The sequence below is a fragment of the Silvimonas iriomotensis genome, from assembly GCF_014645535.1.
Lineage (GTDB): Bacteria > Pseudomonadota > Gammaproteobacteria > Burkholderiales > Chitinibacteraceae > Silvimonas > Silvimonas iriomotensis.
Genome location: NZ_BMLX01000002.1, coordinates 956193 through 975745, shown reverse-complemented (window position 1 = coordinate 975745; position 19553 = coordinate 956193). Strand labels below are relative to the sequence as shown.

Here is a 19553-nt window from a genome sequence, read left to right as displayed (position 1 = left end):
ATGCAAACCACGCAACACGCTGAAGTCGTCATCATCGGCGCCGGCCCGGCAGGCGCGATCGCCGCTGCGCTGCTGCGCCAACAAGGCCGCCAGGTGCTGGTGCTGGAGCGCGAAACCTTCCCGCGCTTCTCGATTGGCGAAAGCCTGCTGCCGCAAAGCATGGCCTACATCGAAGAAGCCGGCCTGCTGCAAGACGTGGTCGAGGCCGGGTTCCAGTACAAGAACGGCGCCGTGTTTGCGCGCGGTCTGGATGCCACCACCTTTTTTGATTTCCGTGACAAATGGGCCAAAGGCTGGGGCACTACCTATCAGGTGCAACGCGGCAACTTTGACAAAGTGCTGGCAGATGGCGCGGCCCGTGCCGGCGCGCAGATCCGCTATCAGCAAACCGTGCTGGCTGCGGATGTCGACAGCGACACGCCGTCGTTGCGGGTGAAAGACAACGCCAGCGGCGATGAATACACCGTGACCTGCCGCTTTGTGCTTGATGCCAGCGGTTTTGGCCGCGTGCTGCCGCGCTTGCTGGATCTGGAAACCCCGTCGGCCTTCCCGGTGCGCGGTGCCATCTTTACCCATGTGGAAGACCGCATCGCGGTGAACAGCGGGTTTGATCGCAACAAGATCCTGATCACCACCCACCCGGAACACGAAGATGTCTGGTACTGGACTATTCCGTTCTCCAACGGCCATTGCTCGCTGGGCGTAGTGGCAGAGTCCGCTTTCCTGGCCCGCTATCCGGGCACGGAGATGGAACGCCTGCAAGCGGCGGTGGCGGAAGCACCCAACCTCAAAGCGCTGCTGGCTGATGCGCAGTGGAATATCCCGGCCCGCCAGATCACCGGTTACGCCGCCAACGTCAAATCGCTGTACGGCAAACATTTTGCGCTGCTGGGCAATGCGGGCGAGTTCCTCGACCCCGTGTTCTCGTCCGGCGTCACCATTGCCATGACGTCGGCCAGCCTGGCGGCCAAAGCGCTCGGCCGCATGCTGGATGGCGAAACGGTGGACTGGTCTGCCGATTACGCCGTGCCGCTTAAACGCGGTGTCGATGCATTCCGGGCGTTTGTCACGGCCTGGTATGACGGGCGCTTTCAGAAGCTCATCTATTTCAAAGGCAAGAACGACGACATCCGCCGCATGATTTCGTCCATCCTGGCCGGTTACGCCTGGGACGAATCCAACCCCTGCGTGCGGGCGCCAGAGCGCTGGCTGGCCGCGCTGGATTCCGCGGTGTCAATGTGATGAAACGATGCCTGATGCTGGCCTTGCTGGCGCTGCTCACTGCTTGTGCCAGCCTGCTGACGCGTGATTTGCCGCAGTTGCAGATCGCCCCGGCAGCGCTGGGCCAGCCGCGCACCGTGCAGCAACAATTGCAGATCAGCTACCCAGGCGGCGGCGCGGTCATGGATGCTGTGCTGCAAATGGATCAGGACAACGTGGAAGTCATCGCCAGCGCCATGGGCCTGAGAATGGCCACGCTCGATTACGATGGCCACGCACTCAAGGCACAGACGCTGCCGGCGATGAAAGTCCCGCCACAACGCATCATGAATGACCTGTTGATGGTGTTTGCGCCACACAATGTACTGCAACAAGCCCTGCCACAAGGCTGGGTGGTGCATGACGACGGTAACAAGCGCACCATCTTGCGCGGGGATGATCCGACCATCGACATCACCTGGGATAACCCGGACCACTGGCAAGGCCGGGCGGTGCTTGTGCACCACCAGCTTGCCTATACGCTGACCATTGATTCCAGCACGGTAGAATGACCTGTTATATCGCGGCCGCCGGCGCCTTGTGCGCGCTTGGCAATGACATCGACACCATCCGGCAGAACCTGTTTGCCGGCAACAGCCCCGGCTTGCGCCCGACGGACGCGTACAGCGCCGGGCGCGCGCTGGTGCTGGGGCAGATTGTCGATGCCGATTTACCGTCGCTGGAGCATTTGCCGCTGATTCATCGCTCACGCAATAACGCCGTTTTGCTGGCGGCCATGGCGCAGATTCGCCCGGCCTTTGATGCCATGGCTCAAGGACTGCCACGGCAGCGCATTGCGGTGATTCTGGGCACCAGTACCTCCGGCAGTTCTGACGGGGAAGACGGCCTGGCGGCGTATGAACTGGCAGGCGCATTGCCGGCTGGCTTTCATGTGCGCCAGCAAGAACTGGGTTCACCGGCAACCATGCTGGCCGAAACACTGGGCGTATCCGGGCCGGCTTACTGTATTTCTACCGCGTGTACCTCTGGCGCCAAGGCACTGGCTGCCGGCGCGCGGCTGATTGAACACGGCATGGCTGATCTGGTCATCGCCGGCGGGGTAGATACCCTGGCGCAATTTACGGTCGCCGGTTTCAGCGCCATTGAATCGGTCGCGGCCGAGCGCTGCCAGCCGTCGTCGGCCAACCGCCATGGCATCAACCTGGGTGAAGCTGCGGCGCTGTTCATCCTGAGTCGTAACCCGGCTGCAGTGCGCCTGGCCGGCTGGGGCGAAAGCTCGGACGCCCATCATATTTCTGCTCCGGCGCCGGATGGTCGGGGAGCGCGTGCCGCCATGACCGATGCACTGGCGCGGGCCGGTATCAACGCGGACCAGATTGGCTACGTGAATCTGCATGGCACCGCCACCCCGCAGAACGACGCCATGGAGAACACCGCCGTCGCAGACCGGTTTCCTGGCGTGCCGGCCAGCTCGACCAAATCGCTTACCGGGCACACGCTGGGAACGGCTGGCGCGCTGGAAGCGCTGTTTTGCTGGCTGGCGCTGACCGATGAACAACACCGCCTGCCGCCGCATATCTGGGATGGCGTGCAAGACCCGGCCTTGCCGGTGCTGCCGCTGGTACACGTTGGCCAGACGGCGCCGGTACGGGCGGTGATCAGTAACTCGTTCGCTTTTGGCGGTAACAATATTGCTTTGGTGCTTGCAGCATGACCGCGTTTGAATTGCCCGTTTCAGAACTGGTGCCGCATGATGGCCCCATGTGTTTGCTGGACGCCGTCGTGGCCGTTGCGCCCGATACACTGACCGCGCAGGTCGTACCGCGTGGCGACGGTCTGTTTGATGAAGATGGCACAGTCGGTGCCTGGGTCGGGCTGGAATACATGGCGCAAACCATGGCCGCACTGGCCGGCTGGGAACGCCGCAAAACCGGCCAGCCGCCGCGCGTGGGGCTGATGCTGGGAACGCGGCGTTATCAATGCCATGTGCCGCATTTTGTGGTCGGCCAGCCGTTGCTGGTGACGGCGACCCGTGAATTTGAAGCGGATAACGGCATTGGCGTGATGCAATGCCGGATCGAAACCCCGGATCATCAACTGCTGGCAGAGGCTTTGCTCTCGGCCTATCAGCCTGATGATCTTCAGGATTTTTTGAAAGAACACGCATGAGTACAGTACTGGTCACCGGTTCCAGCCGTGGTATTGGTCGCGCCATCGCCTTGCGGCTGGCGCGCGACGGCTACGACCTGGTTTTGCATTGCCGCAGCCGGCGCGAAGAAGCCGACGCCGTTGCCGCAGACATTGCCGCGCTGGGCCGCAGCGCGCGCATTGTGCAGTTTGATGTGGCCGATCGTGCCGCCAGCCGCGCCGCGCTGGAAGCCGATATTGAAGCGCATGGCGCGCCTTATGGCGTGGTCTGTAATGCCGGCATTGCCGCCGACGCTGCTTTTCCGGCCATGACGGAAGGCGAGTGGGATGGCGTGCTGCGCACCAACCTCGACGGTTTTTACAACATTCTGCATCCGCTGGTGATGCCCATGATCCAGACCCGCCAGCCTGGCCGCATTGTCACGCTGTCGTCGGTGTCCGGCGTGATCGGCAATCGCGGGCAGGTGAACTACAGCGCTGCCAAAGCCGGGATTATCGGCGCGACCAAAGCACTGGCGGTTGAACTGGCCAAACGCAAAATCACCGTCAATTGCGTGGCGCCGGGGCTGATCGATACCGAAATGGTCGACCCCATGGTGCTGGAAGAAGCCCTCAAGGTGATCCCGGCCAAGCGCATGGGCAAGCCGGAAGAAGTCGCCGCCACGGTGAGCTTTTTGCTCTCGGCCGACGCTGCGTACATTACCCGCCAGGTGATCTCGGTCAACGGGGGTCTGGCATGAGCCGGCGGCGCGTGGTGGTGACCGGTGCGGCCGGCATCAGCCCGATCGGCAATGACTGGCCCACCATCCGGGCCAACCTGCAGGCATACCGGAGCGGGGTGGTGAGCCTGCCTGAGTGGGGCGAGTACGAAGGGCTGAACACGCGCCTTGCCGCGCCCGCGTTGCCGTTTGAATTGCCGCGTGAAACCTACAATCGCAAACGCACCCGCAGCATGGGCCGCGTGGCGCTGATGTCGGTGCGTGCAACGGAACTGGCGCTGGCCGATGCCGGCTTGCTGGATCACCCGGTACTGCGCAGTGGCCGCACCGGGGTGTCTTATGGCTCCAGTACCGGTTCGCCCGATGCGGTAGCCGACTTTGGCAAGATGCTGCACAACAAGTCGACCGAGGGCGTGAACGCCAACAGTTACCTGAAGATGATGGGCCACACCACGGCGGTGAACATTGCCGTGTTTTTTGGCCTGACCGGGCGCGTCTATACCACCTCCAGCGCCTGTACCTCAGGCAGTCAGGGTATCGGCTACGCCTTTGAGGCCATCCGCCATGGCCAGGCCACGGTGATGGTGGCCGGCGGCGCCGAAGAACTGAACGTCACTGAAGCGGCTGTGTTCGATACCTTGTTTGCCACCAGCACGCACAACGACACGCCGCAGCTGACACCGCGCCCGTACGATGCCGCGCGGGACGGCCTTGTCATTGGCGAGGGCGCCGGCACGCTGATCCTGGAAGAATACGAACACGCCCTGGCGCGCGGCGCGCATATCTATGCCGAGCTGACCGGTTACGGCAGCAATTGCGACGGCAGCCATATCACGCAGCCCAGCGCCGCCACCATGGCCGTGGCCATGCAACTGGCGCTGGATGACGCCAGCCTGGGCATTGCTGATATCGGTTACATCAACGGTCACGGCACCGCCACCGAGCACGGCGATATCGCGGAAACCATCGCCACGCACCAGCTCTTTGGCCCGCGCGTGCCGATCTCCAGCCTGAAGAGTTATATGGGGCACACGCTGGGCGCCTGTGGTGCGCTGGAAGCATGGATTGCCATCCAGATGATGAACGAAGGCTGGTTTGCGCCGACCATCAACCTGCAAGAGATTGATCCGCGCTGCGGCGATCTGGATTACATCATGGGTGAGGGCCGGCATATGACGTGTGATCACGTCATGAGCAACAACTTTGCGTTTGGTGGTATCAACACTTCGCTGATTTTCAGCAAAATCACGCCCTGATCGCGCCCGTTGCAGCTATAACCCAAAAACCGCCGGCAAGGCGGTTTTTTCATGGTCGGCTGCCGTTCACCGGCCGGTCGGGTCATGGCGTGAACCTCGGCGCGGTGCGCCCGTCCCATAACGACCATTTCAACCAGTCTGGAGAAGCATCATGCAAAAGAGCGGTTCCGCACAATGGCAAGGCGCAATCAAGGATGGTATCGGGTCGATCTCGACCCAGAGTGGCGTGCTCAAAGACGCACCGTATGGTTTCAAAGCCCGCTTTGAAGGCGGCCCGGGGACCAACCCCGAAGAACTGATCGGCGCCGCCCATGCCGGGTGTTTTTCCATGGCATTGTCGTTACAGCTGACCGAAGCGGGAACCATTGCCGAGCAAATCAACACCAAGGCGACGGTGAGCCTGGAAAAAGATGACAGCGGCTTCACCATCACCGCAGTGCATCTGGATGTCGTGGCCCGTATTCCTGGCGCGACGGCAGAGAGTTTTGCCAAAGCGGCCAATGCGGCAAAAGCGGGCTGCCCGGTCTCGAAATTACTCAACGCCAACATCACCATGGATGCCCGGCTGGAGGCTTGAACCCGGCCAGACAAGGCCGCAACCGACGGCCGGCTCCTGTCGCCTGGAGCAGGCCGTTTGTATTGCCCGGATACAAGGGCACCGTGTAAGGAAACAAAACCCGTGTTAGGATAAATGCATATAGTCGTTCCAGTCCTCATTCCCGCGCGTTATCCAGAACCATAATGCGGGCCGCACAGCCATTCTTCGTCAGTGTTTGTCCCACAGAGGCATGGACAAGCCGCTGACTTGATATCGTTTTTCACGTACCGATATATTGGGCAACAGCCCGCAGGCCCTGTCATGACAGGCCCTGGCTGGCGGTCGTCGCCGGATGGATCCTCCGTCCAGACAGCCTGGTTCAGACATAATGGCAAGTTCGGCGCGGCGATTACGCATCAAGGCGCCCAGGGCCTGCCACCTTGCAGATACAAAAGAGATGAAAGAAAAAGCCCGTTCCACTGATGCAGAGGCAGCCGCCCAGTCGCGGATTGCGCTGGCGGAGTTGTTTGGCGATCACGTACCGCATTCCGCCGCGCCGGCCGCGCAGGCCACGGCGCGCGCGCAGTCCGAACCTGATTCAGTCCTGGCGCGCAAAAAAGCCAGAGAAGACGATATCAACGCCCGGACTGACCTGTTACGCCGCAAACGCGAAGCACGTGAACAGATTCTGGCGCGCGTCGCCGCAGCCGGCTTTACGCCTGAAGAGGTCATGAGCATTGCGGCGCAATTGCCGGAATGACCCGCTCGCCCTGATTGGCCACACAAACAAAAACCGCAGCCGGATGCTGCGGTTTTTGTTTGTTCAAACGTTTGTATCAACGACTGATGCGGTGGCTCAGAAGTTGGTACGCAGACCCAGCGAGAAAATATTGGCCTTGTCGCCCGCCGTACCGTTTGGCACACCCGTCGATTGCTCGAACGAAGCATTGGCATCGTTCTCAAGGCGGGTATAAGACACAAACACGCGCGTGGCCTTGCTCAGCTTGTAGTAGCCGGCAAGGTTGAACTGTTTGGCGCCGCTTTGCGCGATGGGCGCATCGCCCTTCACGTCGGCCATGTACAGGTAAGACGCGTGAACAGACCACGGGCCGGTCTTGTAGCCAATCAGGATCGCGGCATCATCCTGATGGGTATTGCTGCCGCTGTAGCTGGAAGCCACGCGTTCCCACAGGGCATTCAGCATGAAACCGTTCCAGTTGGCGCCGCCGCCCACCACGTAGCTTTCCAGGTTGTCGCCAGACTTGTAGGTGGTGGTCGACAACTCGCTGGTCAGCAGCGAAGAGGTATCGTTATCACGCTTGTACGATGCGCCGGCTGTGTAAGTGCCGTCATCGTAATAAGCGGTTGCAGCATATTGCAGCGGATTGGCGCTGCCGTTGTTCAGGCCCAGGTTCCCCACCGAGGCATTCACGCCAAAGTTGCCGAACTTGCTCGACTGGAAACTGGCGATATTGGCGTTGCGCTCTTCCAGGCGGAACAAGAGTTCGCCATTGCCCCAGGCATCTTCCGAATAGTTGTAGGTGCCATCCAGTTCCGGCACGTAATAACCGCTGGCGGTATACAGGGCATCTTCGTTGCGGCCGAAGGTGATGTTACCCAGGCTGCCTTTCACGCCAATAAACGTATTGCGGTTACCCCAGGTATCGCCAGAGGCAGCGCCGATATGCAGCTTGTTCTGTACCTGCCAGATGGTCGACAGGCCATCGTCCCACTTGTCTTCACCGGCCACGGCAATACGGCTGCCCTGATCCTCTACACGGGTCAGGTTGGCGCTGGTGCCCGGGCCTGATTGCTGTACGTATTCAAGGCCAGCACGAATGCTGCCGGTGATGGTGACGTCGGCCATGGCGGCCGGGGTGACACAGAGGGCGGCAAGGGCGCCCGCGATGATCTTTTGCACGGTCTTCTCCAAACTTGAACGGGTTGTTGTCGGTGTGGCGGACGACCTGCTGCGGGTCGTCCATACGGGCCTGTGATCAGGACGGGGCGGGACTATACGTATAGACGTATGAATGTCTGTTACGGTCAGGAGAAGATTTCGTGAAACCTTCATGGCGGATTTATTGCCTGCGTATGGCGCGGCGATATAACCCGCACCAGGCAAGGCTTTGCCAGGACAAGGACAGAAAAGGGGCGGTGACAGGACGCGGGGAAGGGGCGCTGCAGAAAAGAAAAAGGCCCCGAAAAACGGGGCCTGACTCACCACAAGGGGCAATAGACCTTTTGGGTCATTTGCGCTCTGGCGAGGTCTTTATGTCTTGCCGGACATCAAGTTGCAACCAGGAAAAGCCGGCGGGGTTACGCTGGGCGAAGGAGGGACGCACCTTGATCTGGTCGGTGTCCACTTCTGGTTTAACCACTTTTTGTTCTGGCAAGGCGTTCGTCGTCAAGGCAATCATGATCATGCACTCACTCTGGTTACGCAAAACCTGGAAACGGTCGGGATTATCCCCTGTCTGACGAAAATTGAAATGCACAATTTTGGTGAATTTGATCGTGGATCAATAAAACCGTGCTGTAAGCTGATGAGTGGCATAACGAAAGCCTGCATAGCGCGCGGCGATCCGGCTTTGTGCCCCAGATCAACCGGTTCTGGTGCGCCACACGCGGCTGCGCTTGCGGGTGATCAATATTACATTTGAAAAAATCGTCACCCGCCTGCATCTGGAGAGTTCCAATTTTCAGGAAACCCGGTTGTGTCCAACGCTCAAAATCCCGCCAGCTCGCTCGTATCCAATGATCTCGTCACTCGTCTGCAGTGGCGCTATGCCACCAAAAAGATGGACCCCTCCCGCGAGGTGTCTGACGAAAAGCTGGAACGCATCCTTGAAGCCACCCGCCTGGCACCGACCTCCAGCGGTCTGCAGCCGTATGAAATCCTGGTAGTCACCAACAAGGAAATCCGCGAGAAGATCAAGGCGATTGCGTGGAATCAGGGCCAGGTCACCGATTGCAGCAAGCTGCTGGTTTTTGCCGCGTGGGACAACTACACCACTGAACGCATCAACACCATGTTCGATCTGGTGAACGACGTGCGCGGCTTTACCAATGAAGGCTGGGAAAACTATCGCCAGATGCTGCTCAACACCTACCCGCAGCGCGACGCCCAGGTCAATTTCGAACACGCCGCCCGCCAGGCCTATATTGGTCTGTCGGTCGCGCTGGTGGCCGCCGCTTATGAAGAAGTCGACAGCACCCCGATGGAAGGCTTTGATGCCGCCGCGCTGGATGAAATCCTGAACCTGAAGGCCCGTGGCCTGCGCAGCGTGGCACTGCTGCCGCTGGGCTACCGCGATGCCTCCGGCGACTGGCTGGTCAACCTGCCCAAAGTCCGCCGCGCGCGCGAAGCATTCGTGACCGAAGTGGAATAAACCACCGCCAGTCCCTGACGATGCGCTACGGCGCGCGCAGGGCGCAGGCAACAAAAAACGGAGTCATGGACTCCGTTTTTTGTTGGGTACGACCAGCAGAAGCGACGCTTAGAGCGGTTGTGAGCGGGAAAAAGTGTCCATAGTGCTGGATGCGAATACTACTGCGGGTTCCAGAACACTCTCGCTTCAGAAATGTTAATAAAGTGCCGATTTTTGCTATGTTGTTTACATTTTCGTCAGTTAGTACCTTGCCAGCTGACGAGGACTGCGAAGAAATGTCTTAGGAGTCTAGCGGGAAATGGGGTAGAACCAGGAGCAAATTCACCGGTAGCCAAATAACCGAGTTTCACAGCAGACTCAGAGCCAATTTTTCCAAATATTGCGCACGTCATTCAATCAATTGCTCACCCCTTCGCGCTTATTGAGCAAGGGTGTTTCATTGATATTTGCGGCGCGTTATCCTCTGCCGAGGCAAGCTTTTTTTGGGTCAGAATGACCACTACAGGCACCCGCCCTGCCAAGTATCTTCTGGAATTGATAATTGACCAACTCAGTCCTTAAACGATTCGAAGCCATGGCTGACAGCCAATTCGAGTCGCAATTCTTACCTCATCCTAACGAGGCTATAGCTACCTGGTATCTACTTACCGCCTCGGAAGACATGCAGCGAATGTTATTCATATTTCCTGCTGATTCCCTGGGCAAGTGGGAAATAGATTTTTATTTAGACAGATATAAATTTTCCCTGCGGCATTGTCTTATGGCTGTACGTGCGCGAACGAAAGATAAGACTGTTACGCCATTGCCCTACAGAGCTGCACCCGCGTTTTATCAACGCTCAGGAGATTTCCTGAAAGCTGGTATTGATTACTCCACGGTAACTCAGATTTGCTCGGCAGCGCATTCAGGTAGTTTACAAGTGATAGACCGCGCTGAAGGGTATGCCTTAGAGTTCAACGAGCAGCTTGAGGATAGCCGTTACGGTGTATTGGAGCTAATGCGCCAAACCGCTGGGGCTCCAGTCATTTCCTTTGCATCGGCTTTATGGTTTTGGATACAAAATCCGAAAGAGTTACCAGATGTGGTATGCCGGATTGCGGAGCAAATTCGCGCCTCGAATGGGAAAATTCGTTATATCTACGACCTAGAGCTTGCGGTGCAACTTGCGCAGTATCTTCATCAGGCACCTTTTCTAATTCCGGAAAACTGGGCGTTCCCATGGGGTGGAAGGACTGAAACTACACTTCTTCAGAATGCTCTCTCACTCAGAATCATCTATCACCTATGTGCAGTGCACTTTGGTGCCAGTAGATTGCGGCTCAAAGGGATTGGAAATTCTGACCTTTGTCTCCGCATTGCACGAGAGCAGCTCGTTGAAGATATGGCGATGCTTTGTTCTCTGGAACGGCCTCTCATCGATAGCTTTGTTGATTACCTCACTTATGGGAGGGGTGTAGATTCGCCAGACCAAGCTTTGCAGCCTCTAGTGCCGCTGGGAAAGGAACGATTTGCAATGGCGGGGATTGGCTTTTTGTCCTCTAATATTGAACGCAATTTGCTCACATTACAGGCCCGACTTGAGCCCAAAATATTTGACTCGCGAAGCTCAGTTTTTGAAGTAGAAATGACAAAGCAACTTGGACCGCTCTTCGCGCAAAAATGGCAACGGGTTGCTGCGAATCGTACTTTTCAACTTGGTACGGTAAAAGAAGAACTTGACCTGCTTATTTGCGAACCTGAGACAAAGGCGCTACTTGTTCTCGAACTTCGCTGGATGCTTTCACCTGCGGATCCACGAGAAGTACAAACAAAAAAACGTATTTGTTATCAGAAAGTAGACCAGCTTGCCCGCAAAGTGACGGCCGTTTCAGGTAACCTGCCTCATTTACTTCGTGCTGCCTTTGACACCATTCTTGAGTCAACAGCCGGATGGAAGGTATACGGTGCAGTTGTAATTCAAGGCTTTGGTGGTGCCCTAAGTCAACTTGAGCAGTTTCCTGTGGTTCCTGACTGGGTTCTCGAAGCCGGGGTACACAAAGCCCAAACCCTTCTTTGCTTGGCTGAGTGGATGAAGTCGCTGGACTGGCTTCCAATTGAAGGCCGTGATTTTGAGGTCAGGGAGAATCCAGAGCTGTTATCCATTCCAATTATCTATAGAGGCATCGCTCCCCTCAGGACTGGCCGCGAGTACCTTCAGGACGCCACCAGTACAATGTCAAACCTCTGAGATTAGTTCCTCGAACGGAACCAGGGTTGCACCGGGCACTGTGGGCTGCTGCTGGCGCAGTTAGTAGAACTGGCGGAATCCCTTCCATGCAGGTAGCAGGCAGGGGGGAGAAGCTGGTGGAGAGAGGGGGGCTAGTGAATGTAGTCTATGAAAATAGGCTGGCTTGAGCACAAATTTGCAGCAACGGAGCCAGCCTGTTATTTACACTTTCATAGTCGCTTGAATGACAAGGTCTGACCCAATTGGGGAAAAAGTGTAAATAAGAAAAAAGCCTGCAAACACGGGGCTTGCAGGCTTTTTAGTTACATTTATTTAAAGATGCTTATTAGAAAGGGATGTCGTCTTCAAAGTCGTCAAAGCTGCGGGCCGGGGCCGGCTTTTTCGGGGCTGCTGCGGCCGGGGCCGGGGCTGCCATTTGCGGGCGGGCGGCCGGTGCCGGTGCGGCGGCGTATTCCTGGTTGAAGTCTTCGTAACCACCGCCACCCTGGTCGCCACCACCCATGCCGCCACCGGCACGGCCAGACAGCATTTGCATCTGGTCTGCAATGATTTCGGTGGTGTAGCGGTCAGCGCCGGTTTGCTTGTCTTGCCACTTGCGGGTCTGGATACGGCCCTCGATGTAGACCGAGCTGCCTTTTTTCAGGTACTGGCCGGCGATTTCCGCAAGGCGGTTGTACATGGTGATGTTGTGCCACTCGGTCTTTTCTTGCTGCTGACCTTGTTTGTCCTTGAAGCGTTCCGTAGTGGCAATGCTGAAATTGCATACGGCGCCGCCAGAGGGCAGATAGCGGGTTTCCGGGTCGCGGCCCAGGTTGCCGATCAACAGCACTTTGTTGAGCGATGCCATAGAGTGGTATTTCCTTGAAGATGAATGACAGACGGCGCCGCAAAAGCGCCTGGATAACGGGTGAGTATAACGGCGCAGACGTCCGCACGCGAGCGGGGTTTTAGTGCCGGTTGAGGCAAGCCCCGGCGAGAGCCGCGCCGGGTGGCGTTCTGCCGCGCATGACCGTATATCACTGTCGTAAAAAAACCGGCGCCAGACACTGTGGCGCCGGTTTTTGTGGCCCGGTCAAACCCGGTTTCAGGCCCGTGTGACGTCCAGGACGCGCCAAAGACCCGCCACCGCATCGACTACGCATGTGGCGCCGGTCAGTGTGACCTTGCGTGTTTCGCTGGCGGGCAACAGCAGTTGCAGCGTGGATTGCGCAAAGCGCGGATCGCCGCTGAAATCAATGGCGATGGCGAGGCTGCCGGTGCTTGCTGTGACGTCGATCCGCCACTCACCCCATGCGCTGTCCTGATAGCCAAAGCTCAGGCCATCGTCCTCAAAACAACGCGCCGCAAACTGCCCCTGCATGGGCGGGCACAGCAAGAATCCGCGGGCGTCGGCGGCGTGGGCAAAGTGTTGTTCTGCAACGTTGAGCGCAATGCCGCTGCCCTCACGCACCAGCAGGATCGGGCCGGCGCCCAGTTCTGCGGGCAGTGTCACCGTCTGCCCGCCCGCCAGGCGCTGGCCGGTGCTGTAGTGCAGCCAGTTGCTGCCAGCGGGCAGGTAGACATCCCGCGTACGCGCGCCTTGTTCCACCACGGCGGCAATGAGCAGGTTGTCACCGATCATCATGTCGTCGTTTTCGGCATAACAGCGCGCGTCATGCGGGAAGGTGTAATACGTGGGCCGCATGACCGGTTCAAAGGCCGTGTGCGAGCGGTACAGCAGGTCGTAGTAACAAGGAAGCAGGCGATAGCGCAGTTTGATCAGGTCACGGATTTGCGGCGTGATCTCCGGGTACATCCACGGTTCGGTAACGACTTCGCCACTGTTTTCAGAGTGGATGGAGAAACGCGGCAGGAAAATACCGAACTGCACCCAGCGCAAGAAGAGTTCGGCGTCCGGCTGCGGGCCAAGAAAGCCGCCAATATCGTGGCCGGTATTGGAGACGCCGGACATGGCCAGCCCGGTGCCCATGCGCACGTTGTATTTAAGCGTTTGCCATGAGGTGTAATTGTCGCCAGACCAGGTTTGCACATAGCGCTGCATGCCGGCGCAACCCGCGCGTGAGACGGTGAACGGCCGCAGTGTCGGGGCGTGTTCTTGCTGGGCTTCAAACGACGCCTTGCACATCAGCAGGGTTTGCAGCGGTTTGATCTGGATGGCCGGAACCGGCTGGCCGAAGTTGGCGGCCAGGGCGCGGGTATCCCAGATTTCAAACTCGTTGTTGTCGTTCCAGGCCGAACTGATGCCGTAATCAAGCAGAGCGGTTTTGACGCCGTTTTTCCACCAGTTGTAGCCGGCCTCTGCGGTGAAATCGACATACGCTGCGTCACCACCCCAGAACGCTACCGGCAAGGGCGTGCCATCCGGATTGTTGATCAGCGCCCCGGCCTGCGCGGCTTCAGCAAAGCGCGGGTGGGTTTTCAACAGCGCGGGTTTGATATTGGCGACCAGATGCACGCCGTGATCCAGATAACGCCGGGTAAAGCCCTTGGCATCGGGGAACTTGGCGGTATCCCAGTTGAACACATAGCGTTTGCCGGCAATGGTGGTGTAGCCGGAGGACAAGTGGAACGAGTCGCACAGGATGTCATGCGTGCTGCAGTTATCCAGAAACTCGTCCATGCGCGCCTGGGCGTCGGGCGCGTCGGTGTAGCTCATGGTCGAGCCTGAATAACCCAGACTCCAGCGCGGCGGGAAAGCCGGTGTGCCGGTCAGCCAGGTAAACCGGCGGACCACCTCGCGCACGGTGCCGCCGGCAATGAAGTAGTAATCCAGCGGGCCGGTCTCCGCCACAAAAGAGCGGTAGAACCCGTGGTAGTTATCGTGCTCGCGGCCGAAGTCGAAACGGCAATCGGCCGGGGTGTCGTAATACAGACCAAAAGTGGTCTGGTTGATGGCGTGACGGGTGATATAGAACGGGATGTGCTTGTACAGCGGATCGGTGCTTTTGGCGTTGTAGAACGCGGCGTCCAGATTGCACATGCGGTAGCTGTTGCCATGTCGGTTGGCCTCGCCGGTTTTTTCACCCAGGCCAAAATATTGTTCTTCTTCGGCCCGCGCCAGGTAGTGATAAACGCGCTCATCCCAATAACCAAAGTTGTAACCCTGGGTGGGACGGTCACTGGCGACTTTGATCCAGGCATCCTCACGCGGCATGAACCAGCTGCAGTAAAACCCGTTGAGGTCGATCTCCAGCCGGAGCGCGGCGGTGGAAATAACGGCGCGTTGCGGTTCGGTGACCAGTTGATATGACGGACGGGCAAAGCCGGGCAGTGCAGCGGCATCGTGGCCGTGCAAAGGGACATCCGCCATGCCAGGCGCGATGCACCAGCTGCGTGTGCGCGCCTGTGTGCCGGCGGGGATCACCTGGACGCGGATCAGATCTTCTTCCAGAACTTCAATCTGTACCGCGTGGCCCGCAGCAGCTTCAAAGCGCAGCATGTGAGCGTCTTGTTGCGCCAGACTGAATACCGGCGCGACGCGGCCGCTGGTGTCGTAAAGCTGGGACGAAACAGTAATTGCCATGAGTATTCACCTGCAAAGAAAAACCGTGGTTGCCCAAGGGCAGGGCAAGCAAGCCAGGCAAGCCGCACCTGGCCGCGTATCAAGCGTAGTCAGGCGTCAGGCCGGCTGCATGGCACCGGGCAGACGGCGTTCCCACAGCACGCCAATCATGATGGCCGCGCCGACCAGATCAAACAGGCCCAGGCAGACAAACACCCAGGTAAAGCCCGTTGCGCCATAAACCGTGGTAACCGAGCCGATCACCAGCGTGGAAATCGCTGCGGCGATCCAGGCAAACGAACCACGCAGCCCGTTGGCGGTGGCGACTTGTTCAACCGGCGTGGTTTCCATGACCAGCACGCCCAGCATGCTGGACACCAGTTGATGCCCCAGCCCGCCCAGCGAAATCAGCAGGACGGCGACATACGGGTTTTGGGCAAAGGCGGCGGCGACAAGGCTGACCATGATGCAGGCCCCGCTGGTCGACGTGACAATGGCGGCGTTGATGCGCGTCAGGTTGAACCAGCGGCCAATCCGGGGCGTGAGATAGCCCCCGAGCAGACTGCCCAGATCGGCCATCAGAAAAGGCAGCCAGGCAAACATGGCGATATCTTTGAGCTTGAAACCATGCACCTGGGCCATATAGAGCGGCACCCAGAAACCCAGTGCCTGCCATGCCGGCTCTGACAAGAACGCGGGCAGGCCAATGCCGTAAAAACGGCGCTGGCGCAGCAGACGGCCCAGCGAGGACCACAACGAGATATTCGTTTTGGCCAGGGGCGCGTCCTGATCGGCAATGATGTAATCACGCTCCACCGGATTGATCAGGCGGCTTTCCCGCGGCGGGGCGTAGACCTTGAACCAGACCACGGCCCAGACGATCCCCAGAATGCCGGGGACGACAAACGCCGCCTGCCAGCCAAACACCGAATGCAGGCCATAAATCAGCGGCGGCGCCAGCATGCCGCCCAGCGAGAACCCCACGCCGCCCCAGCCGTTGGCAATGGTGCGTTCCTTTTTGGGGAACCACTCTGTCATCACCTTGGTGTTGGCCGGCGCGGCGGCCGCTTCGGTCGAACCCATGAAAAACCGCAGCACGGCCAGATGCAGCCAGCTGCTGGCGCCGGAATGGAAAATACAAGTGACCGACCAGAGAATGGCGCACACCGCAAAGCCGATCTTCAGGCCGATCACGTCGATCAACCAGCCGCAGACGGGCTGCGCAAGCGTATAGGCGACCTGGAACGCCGTGGTGATATAGCCGTACTGTTCATTGGTCATGTTGAACATGGACTTCAGTTCCGGCGCCATGATCCCCAGCGAATTGCGGGTGATGTAATTGAGCGTGACCCCGGAAATGAACAGAACAATGATCAACCAGCGCATATTGCGAAACCCGGTTTTCACCGGCCGTACCAGGCCTGTTTTTTGCATGTTCATGGCAATACCTCGCCGCCGGCGCCGGGCGCCGGGGCTGTCAGACTATCGGGAACGGCGGCCGGATTTGCCCGGCCGCCAGGGGCGGCAGATCAGAAACGGAACACCGAACCGATGCGCAAACGCCATTCGCTGTCGTCATTGGCCAGGCTGGCCACCTTGCCCAGATAACCCACCTCGGCATACGGGATGAAAACGGGCGAGACCGAATAGCTGACTTTCAGGTTGTTGAGGTACTGCCAGTTGCGGCCGTTGTTATAGACGAACTGCTTATCGTCCTTGCGGTTCCAGGCGTAGTTGTATTCCACGGCGGTCTTGTCACCGATCCACTTGGTCAGCCAGAAATCAAACTGCCATTGATCGTTGCGGCCGTAGTAGGTGTAGCCGGCCGGCATTTGCCAGGTGCTGCCCACGTCATAATTGTTGTGGTCATACCGCGCGCGCACGTCAGCCCGCCAGGTCGGGGCAAAGGCCCAGTTCACCCGCAGATACGGCTTGATGGCAGAACCGGCGCTGCTCCAGGTCAGAAAGCCGCCCGGGATTACCGTCACGTCCGGGCTGGTCTTGTACAGATACCAGGCTTCGATCTCGTTGAAATCGGATTTGAACTCGTTAAGCGAGCCCTTGCCGTTGAACATGCCCGCTTCCAGCGAGGCCCCGAAATTGTTCTGCCATTGGTTGCCGATCTTGATGCGCGATCGCCAGGCTTCGCTACCGGTGCGGTATTCGCCACGGACATCGACATCAACAGCGTGCGTTGCTGCGGTTACGGCCAGCAAGGCTGCCGCCAGGGCCAGTTTGTTTTGCACTGCTTGCATGAGACTCCCCCTTTCCAGGTTTTGTGGTCAGCAAGCCGTGTTCGTGTAGATGTGGGGTATAGCCGTCCTCGGCGCCGTCCCGGGGGACGGTGCCTGGCGGTTCTTGTGTAAATCAGAAAATCAGGAAATCAGGATCGACGGGTGGAACTAGACGCCGGCATACGCGGCAAAGCCGCCATCCACCGGAATCACGACCCCATTCACAAAGCCGGACGCCGCCGGGCTGGCCAGCCACAAGGTCGTACCGGCCAGTTCTGTCGCTTCGCCAAACCGGCCCATGGGCGTGTGCGCCAGGATCTTGCCGGCGCGCGCGGTGGGGTCGCCTGTGGCTTCATCGAACAACAATTTGTGGTTTTGCGCCGTCAGGAAAAAACCCGGCGCAATGGCGTTGACGCGAATCCCCGTTTTGCAAAAGTGCACCGCCAGCCACTGCGTGAAATTGCTGACCGCCGCCTTGGCCGCGCTATAGGCCGGGATTTTGGTCAGCGGACAGAACGCATTCATCGACGACACATTGATGATGCTGGCCCCCGCCCGTGCCCGCCCGTCCGGCAGCAGCATCTGGCGGGCAAAAACCTGGGTCGGCAACAAGGTACCCAGGAAATTGAGGTTGAACACAAAGCTGATCCCGGCTGGGTCCAGATCAAAGAAGCTGGTCAGGCTTGCGTCGGCCAGATCACCAGGCTCCAGCCATTCCTTGCTGGTGGTGCCCTTGGGATGATTGCCCCCCGCGCCGTTGAGCAGCAGCGTGCAGGGGCCGAGGGTGGCGGCAATCTGTGCTGCGGCGTGTTCCAGCGAATCCCGCTGCAAGACGTCCGCGCCAATGCCCATGGCCTCGCACCCGGCCTCACGCAGGCGGGCGGCGACCGCTTCTGCCGCCGCGGGGTCAAGGTCGAGCAGGGCGACTTTCATGCCGGCACGGGCCAGCGCGCCAGCCAGCTCGCTGCACAGCACGCCACCGGCACCGGTCACGACCGCGACCTGGCCGGCCAGATCGGCGGGCAGAAAGGGCAGGGCATTTTGTTGGGCGGCGCTCATTGGGCACCCCCTTTTTGCGCGGCAGCTTCCCGGGCAATGCCTTCCCACAAACCGTTGAGATACACCGCCCCCAGCGCCCGGTCATACAAGCCGTAGCCGGGCTTGCCGGTTTCGCCCCAGATCATGCGGCCATGGTCGGGGCGGATATAGCCCTCAAAGCCGGCATCAAAATACGCTCGCATGATGTCTGCCATATCCAGCGAGCCATCGGCAGAACGGTGACTGGTTTCATGAAAATCGCCAGCCTCGTTGTGGCGGACATTGCGCATATGCGCAAAGTGGATGCGCCCGCGCCCGGCGAACTCACGCACCATGGCCGCGATATCGTTGTGGCAATCAGCCCCCAGCGAGCCGGAACAAAGCGTCAGCCCGTTGGCGGGGCGATCCACAATCTGCAGCAGCCGTTGCAGGTCTTCCCGGTTTTTGACAATGCGTGGCAGGCCAAAGATGGGGCGGGGCGGATCGTCCGGGTGGATGGCCATCTTGATGCCGGCCGCTTCTGCCACCGGAATCACGCGTTCCAGGAACCAGGCCAGGTTGGCCCACAGTTGTTCTTCGCCAATGTTGCGGTATTGGGCCAGCAAGGCCTGCAAGGCTTCGGGCTGGTAGCTGGCGTCCCAGCCTGGCAGCTGGATGCCCTCGGCCGGGTCGATCCGGTTGATGGCGTCCACATCAAAAGCCAGCGTGGTTGAACCGTCTTCCAGCTTTTTTTCCAGCGAGGTGCGGGTCCAGTCGAACACGGGCATGAAGTTGTAACACACCACTTTGAGGCCGCATTGCGCCAGGTGCTGCAGCGTCTGGCAATAGTTGGCCACCAGTTGTTCACGCCCCGGCTTGCCCAGCTTGATGTCCTCATGCACGGGCACGCTTTCGATCACCTCAAACGCCAGGCCGTGCGATTCAATCTCTTGCTTGAGCGCCATGATGCTGGCGACGGGCCAGACCTCGCCCACCGGGACGTCATATACCGCGCTGACGATGCCGTACATGCCGGGAATCTGGCGGATGTGCTCCAGCTTGACGGGATCACTCTGGCCGTACCAGCGGAAAGTCATTTTCATGGGATTGCTCCGGTCACGTTCGTGGTCATGTGGTATGGTGGTCAGGCCACCTGAAAGTGATTGCAGTATCACCACGCATCAAGGCATTCGCAAGGTGAGCAGATTGACGTACCTCAAGCAATGCCGAGTCAGCTCGCCCAGTCTTTGACATGACACTGGTGGCGCGGCACATTCGCCCCAGAGTCTCTGTATTTAT

General features: G+C 59.1%; 18 protein-coding genes. 10 read left to right on the top strand and 8 right to left on the bottom strand.

What is annotated here, in order from left to right:
* The 8 genes from IEX57_RS11020 (at position 1) to IEX57_RS10985 (ending at position 6642) form a co-directional block, all read left to right on the top strand.
* Entirely contained in the window at positions 1-1242 is a 1242-nt protein-coding gene (locus tag IEX57_RS11020; protein WP_188704364.1) for an NAD(P)/FAD-dependent oxidoreductase, read from the top strand.
* Positions 1242-1772 (top strand): DUF3261 domain-containing protein, encoded by a 531-nt coding sequence (locus IEX57_RS11015; RefSeq protein ID WP_188704363.1) that lies wholly within the window; start codon positions 1242-1244, stop codon positions 1770-1772. The genes IEX57_RS11020 and IEX57_RS11015 overlap by 1 nt, the downstream gene beginning before the upstream one ends.
* Positions 1769-2935, top strand: a complete 1167-nt coding sequence (locus tag IEX57_RS11010) for a beta-ketoacyl-ACP synthase (protein WP_188704362.1) — start codon at positions 1769-1771, stop codon at positions 2933-2935. The genes IEX57_RS11015 and IEX57_RS11010 overlap by 4 nt, the downstream gene beginning before the upstream one ends.
* Positions 2932-3390, top strand: coding sequence for a hotdog family protein (locus tag IEX57_RS11005; RefSeq protein ID WP_188704361.1), 459 nt, complete (start codon positions 2932-2934; stop codon positions 3388-3390). The genes IEX57_RS11010 and IEX57_RS11005 overlap by 4 nt, the downstream gene beginning before the upstream one ends.
* The gene (locus tag IEX57_RS11000) at positions 3387-4109 is read left to right on the top strand and encodes a 3-ketoacyl-ACP reductase FabG2 (RefSeq protein ID WP_188704360.1); all 723 of its coding nucleotides are present in this window, start codon (positions 3387-3389) and stop codon (positions 4107-4109) included. The genes IEX57_RS11005 and IEX57_RS11000 overlap by 4 nt, the downstream gene beginning before the upstream one ends.
* On the top strand, positions 4106-5344 hold the full coding sequence (locus tag IEX57_RS10995; protein ID WP_188704359.1) for a beta-ketoacyl-ACP synthase: 1239 nt from the start codon (positions 4106-4108) through the stop codon (positions 5342-5344). Before IEX57_RS11000 ends, IEX57_RS10995 begins: the two co-directional genes overlap by 4 nt.
* Before the next feature lie 151 nt (positions 5345-5495).
* Entirely contained in the window at positions 5496-5921 is a 426-nt protein-coding gene (locus IEX57_RS10990) for an OsmC family protein (RefSeq protein ID WP_188704358.1), read from the top strand.
* Between the two features lie 418 nt (positions 5922-6339).
* Positions 6340-6642: a hypothetical protein gene (locus tag IEX57_RS10985; RefSeq protein ID WP_188704357.1), complete on the top strand. Its 303-nt coding sequence runs from the start codon at positions 6340-6342 to the stop codon at positions 6640-6642.
* 96 nt (positions 6643-6738) lie between these two features.
* Here the strand turns inward: IEX57_RS10985 and IEX57_RS10980 are convergent, their stop codons facing one another.
* Together IEX57_RS10980 and IEX57_RS10975 are read right to left on the bottom strand one after the other, a co-directional pair.
* Positions 6739-7803: a porin gene (locus IEX57_RS10980; protein WP_188704356.1), complete on the bottom strand. Its 1065-nt coding sequence runs from the start codon at positions 7801-7803 to the stop codon at positions 6739-6741.
* Between the two features lie 328 nt (positions 7804-8131).
* Positions 8132-8308, bottom strand: a complete 177-nt coding sequence (locus IEX57_RS10975; protein ID WP_188704355.1) for a hypothetical protein — start codon at positions 8306-8308, stop codon at positions 8132-8134.
* Between the two features lie 291 nt (positions 8309-8599).
* Between IEX57_RS10975 and IEX57_RS10970 the strand changes: the two genes are divergently transcribed.
* Together IEX57_RS10970 and IEX57_RS10965 are read left to right on the top strand one after the other, a co-directional pair.
* Positions 8600-9274: an NAD(P)H-dependent oxidoreductase gene (locus IEX57_RS10970; RefSeq protein WP_229708968.1), complete on the top strand. Its 675-nt coding sequence runs from the start codon at positions 8600-8602 to the stop codon at positions 9272-9274.
* A 541-nt stretch (positions 9275-9815) separates the two neighbouring features.
* On the top strand, positions 9816-11501 hold the full coding sequence (locus IEX57_RS10965) for a hypothetical protein (RefSeq protein ID WP_188704354.1): 1686 nt from the start codon (positions 9816-9818) through the stop codon (positions 11499-11501).
* 325 nt (positions 11502-11826) lie between these two features.
* Here the strand turns inward: IEX57_RS10965 and ssb are convergent, their stop codons facing one another.
* The 6 genes from ssb to uxuA all read right to left on the bottom strand — a co-directional run bounded on the left by ssb (position 11827) and on the right by uxuA (position 19357).
* Positions 11827-12348 carry a single-stranded DNA-binding protein gene (ssb, locus tag IEX57_RS10960; RefSeq protein WP_188704353.1) on the bottom strand — a complete coding sequence of 174 codons (522 nt, stop codon included), beginning with the start codon at positions 12346-12348 and terminating at the stop codon, positions 11827-11829.
* Between the two features lie 237 nt (positions 12349-12585).
* Entirely contained in the window at positions 12586-15024 is a 2439-nt protein-coding gene (locus IEX57_RS10955; RefSeq protein WP_188704352.1) for a glycoside hydrolase family 31 protein, read from the bottom strand.
* A gap of 96 nt (positions 15025-15120) precedes the next feature.
* Complete coding sequence (locus IEX57_RS10950; protein WP_188704351.1) at positions 15121-16443, bottom strand: MFS transporter; 1323 nt, start codon at positions 16441-16443, stop codon at positions 15121-15123.
* Between the two features lie 89 nt (positions 16444-16532).
* Positions 16533-17258, bottom strand: a complete 726-nt coding sequence (locus IEX57_RS10945; protein ID WP_188704350.1) for an oligogalacturonate-specific porin KdgM family protein — start codon at positions 17256-17258, stop codon at positions 16533-16535.
* 147 nt (positions 17259-17405) lie between these two features.
* Complete coding sequence (locus tag IEX57_RS10940; RefSeq protein WP_188704349.1) at positions 17406-18296, bottom strand: SDR family oxidoreductase; 891 nt, start codon at positions 18294-18296, stop codon at positions 17406-17408.
* Positions 18293-19357 (bottom strand): mannonate dehydratase, encoded by a 1065-nt coding sequence (gene uxuA / locus IEX57_RS10935; protein WP_188704348.1) that lies wholly within the window; start codon positions 19355-19357, stop codon positions 18293-18295. The genes IEX57_RS10940 and uxuA overlap by 4 nt, the downstream gene beginning before the upstream one ends.
* Positions 19358-19553 lie beyond the last annotated feature (196 nt).

What these genes read in the sequence shown, in the direction of transcription:
- IEX57_RS11020 (WP_188704364.1), top strand. Translation starts at nt 1, where the DNA reads ATGCAAACCACGCAACACGCTGAAGTCGTCATCATCGGCGCCGGCCCG.
- IEX57_RS11015 (WP_188704363.1), top strand. Translation starts at nt 1,242, where the DNA reads ATGAAACGATGCCTGATGCTGGCCTTGCTGGCGCTGCTCACTGCTTGT.
- IEX57_RS11010 (WP_188704362.1), top strand. Translation starts at nt 1,769, where the DNA reads ATGACCTGTTATATCGCGGCCGCCGGCGCCTTGTGCGCGCTTGGCAAT.
- IEX57_RS11005 (WP_188704361.1), top strand. Translation starts at nt 2,932, where the DNA reads ATGACCGCGTTTGAATTGCCCGTTTCAGAACTGGTGCCGCATGATGGC.
- IEX57_RS11000 (WP_188704360.1), top strand. Translation starts at nt 3,387, where the DNA reads ATGAGTACAGTACTGGTCACCGGTTCCAGCCGTGGTATTGGTCGCGCC.
- IEX57_RS10995 (WP_188704359.1), top strand. Translation starts at nt 4,106, where the DNA reads ATGAGCCGGCGGCGCGTGGTGGTGACCGGTGCGGCCGGCATCAGCCCG.
- IEX57_RS10990 (WP_188704358.1), top strand. Translation starts at nt 5,496, where the DNA reads ATGCAAAAGAGCGGTTCCGCACAATGGCAAGGCGCAATCAAGGATGGT.
- IEX57_RS10985 (WP_188704357.1), top strand. Translation starts at nt 6,340, where the DNA reads ATGAAAGAAAAAGCCCGTTCCACTGATGCAGAGGCAGCCGCCCAGTCG.
- IEX57_RS10975 (WP_188704355.1), bottom strand. Translation starts at nt 8,308, where the DNA reads ATGATCATGATTGCCTTGACGACGAACGCCTTGCCAGAACAAAAAGTG.
- ssb (WP_188704353.1), bottom strand. Translation starts at nt 12,348, where the DNA reads ATGGCATCGCTCAACAAAGTGCTGTTGATCGGCAACCTGGGCCGCGAC.
- IEX57_RS10955 (WP_188704352.1), bottom strand. Translation starts at nt 15,024, where the DNA reads ATGGCAATTACTGTTTCGTCCCAGCTTTACGACACCAGCGGCCGCGTC.
- IEX57_RS10950 (WP_188704351.1), bottom strand. Translation starts at nt 16,443, where the DNA reads ATGAACATGCAAAAAACAGGCCTGGTACGGCCGGTGAAAACCGGGTTT.
- IEX57_RS10945 (WP_188704350.1), bottom strand. Translation starts at nt 17,258, where the DNA reads ATGCAAGCAGTGCAAAACAAACTGGCCCTGGCGGCAGCCTTGCTGGCC.
- IEX57_RS10940 (WP_188704349.1), bottom strand. Translation starts at nt 18,296, where the DNA reads ATGAGCGCCGCCCAACAAAATGCCCTGCCCTTTCTGCCCGCCGATCTG.
- uxuA (WP_188704348.1), bottom strand. Translation starts at nt 19,357, where the DNA reads ATGAAAATGACTTTCCGCTGGTACGGCCAGAGTGATCCCGTCAAGCTG.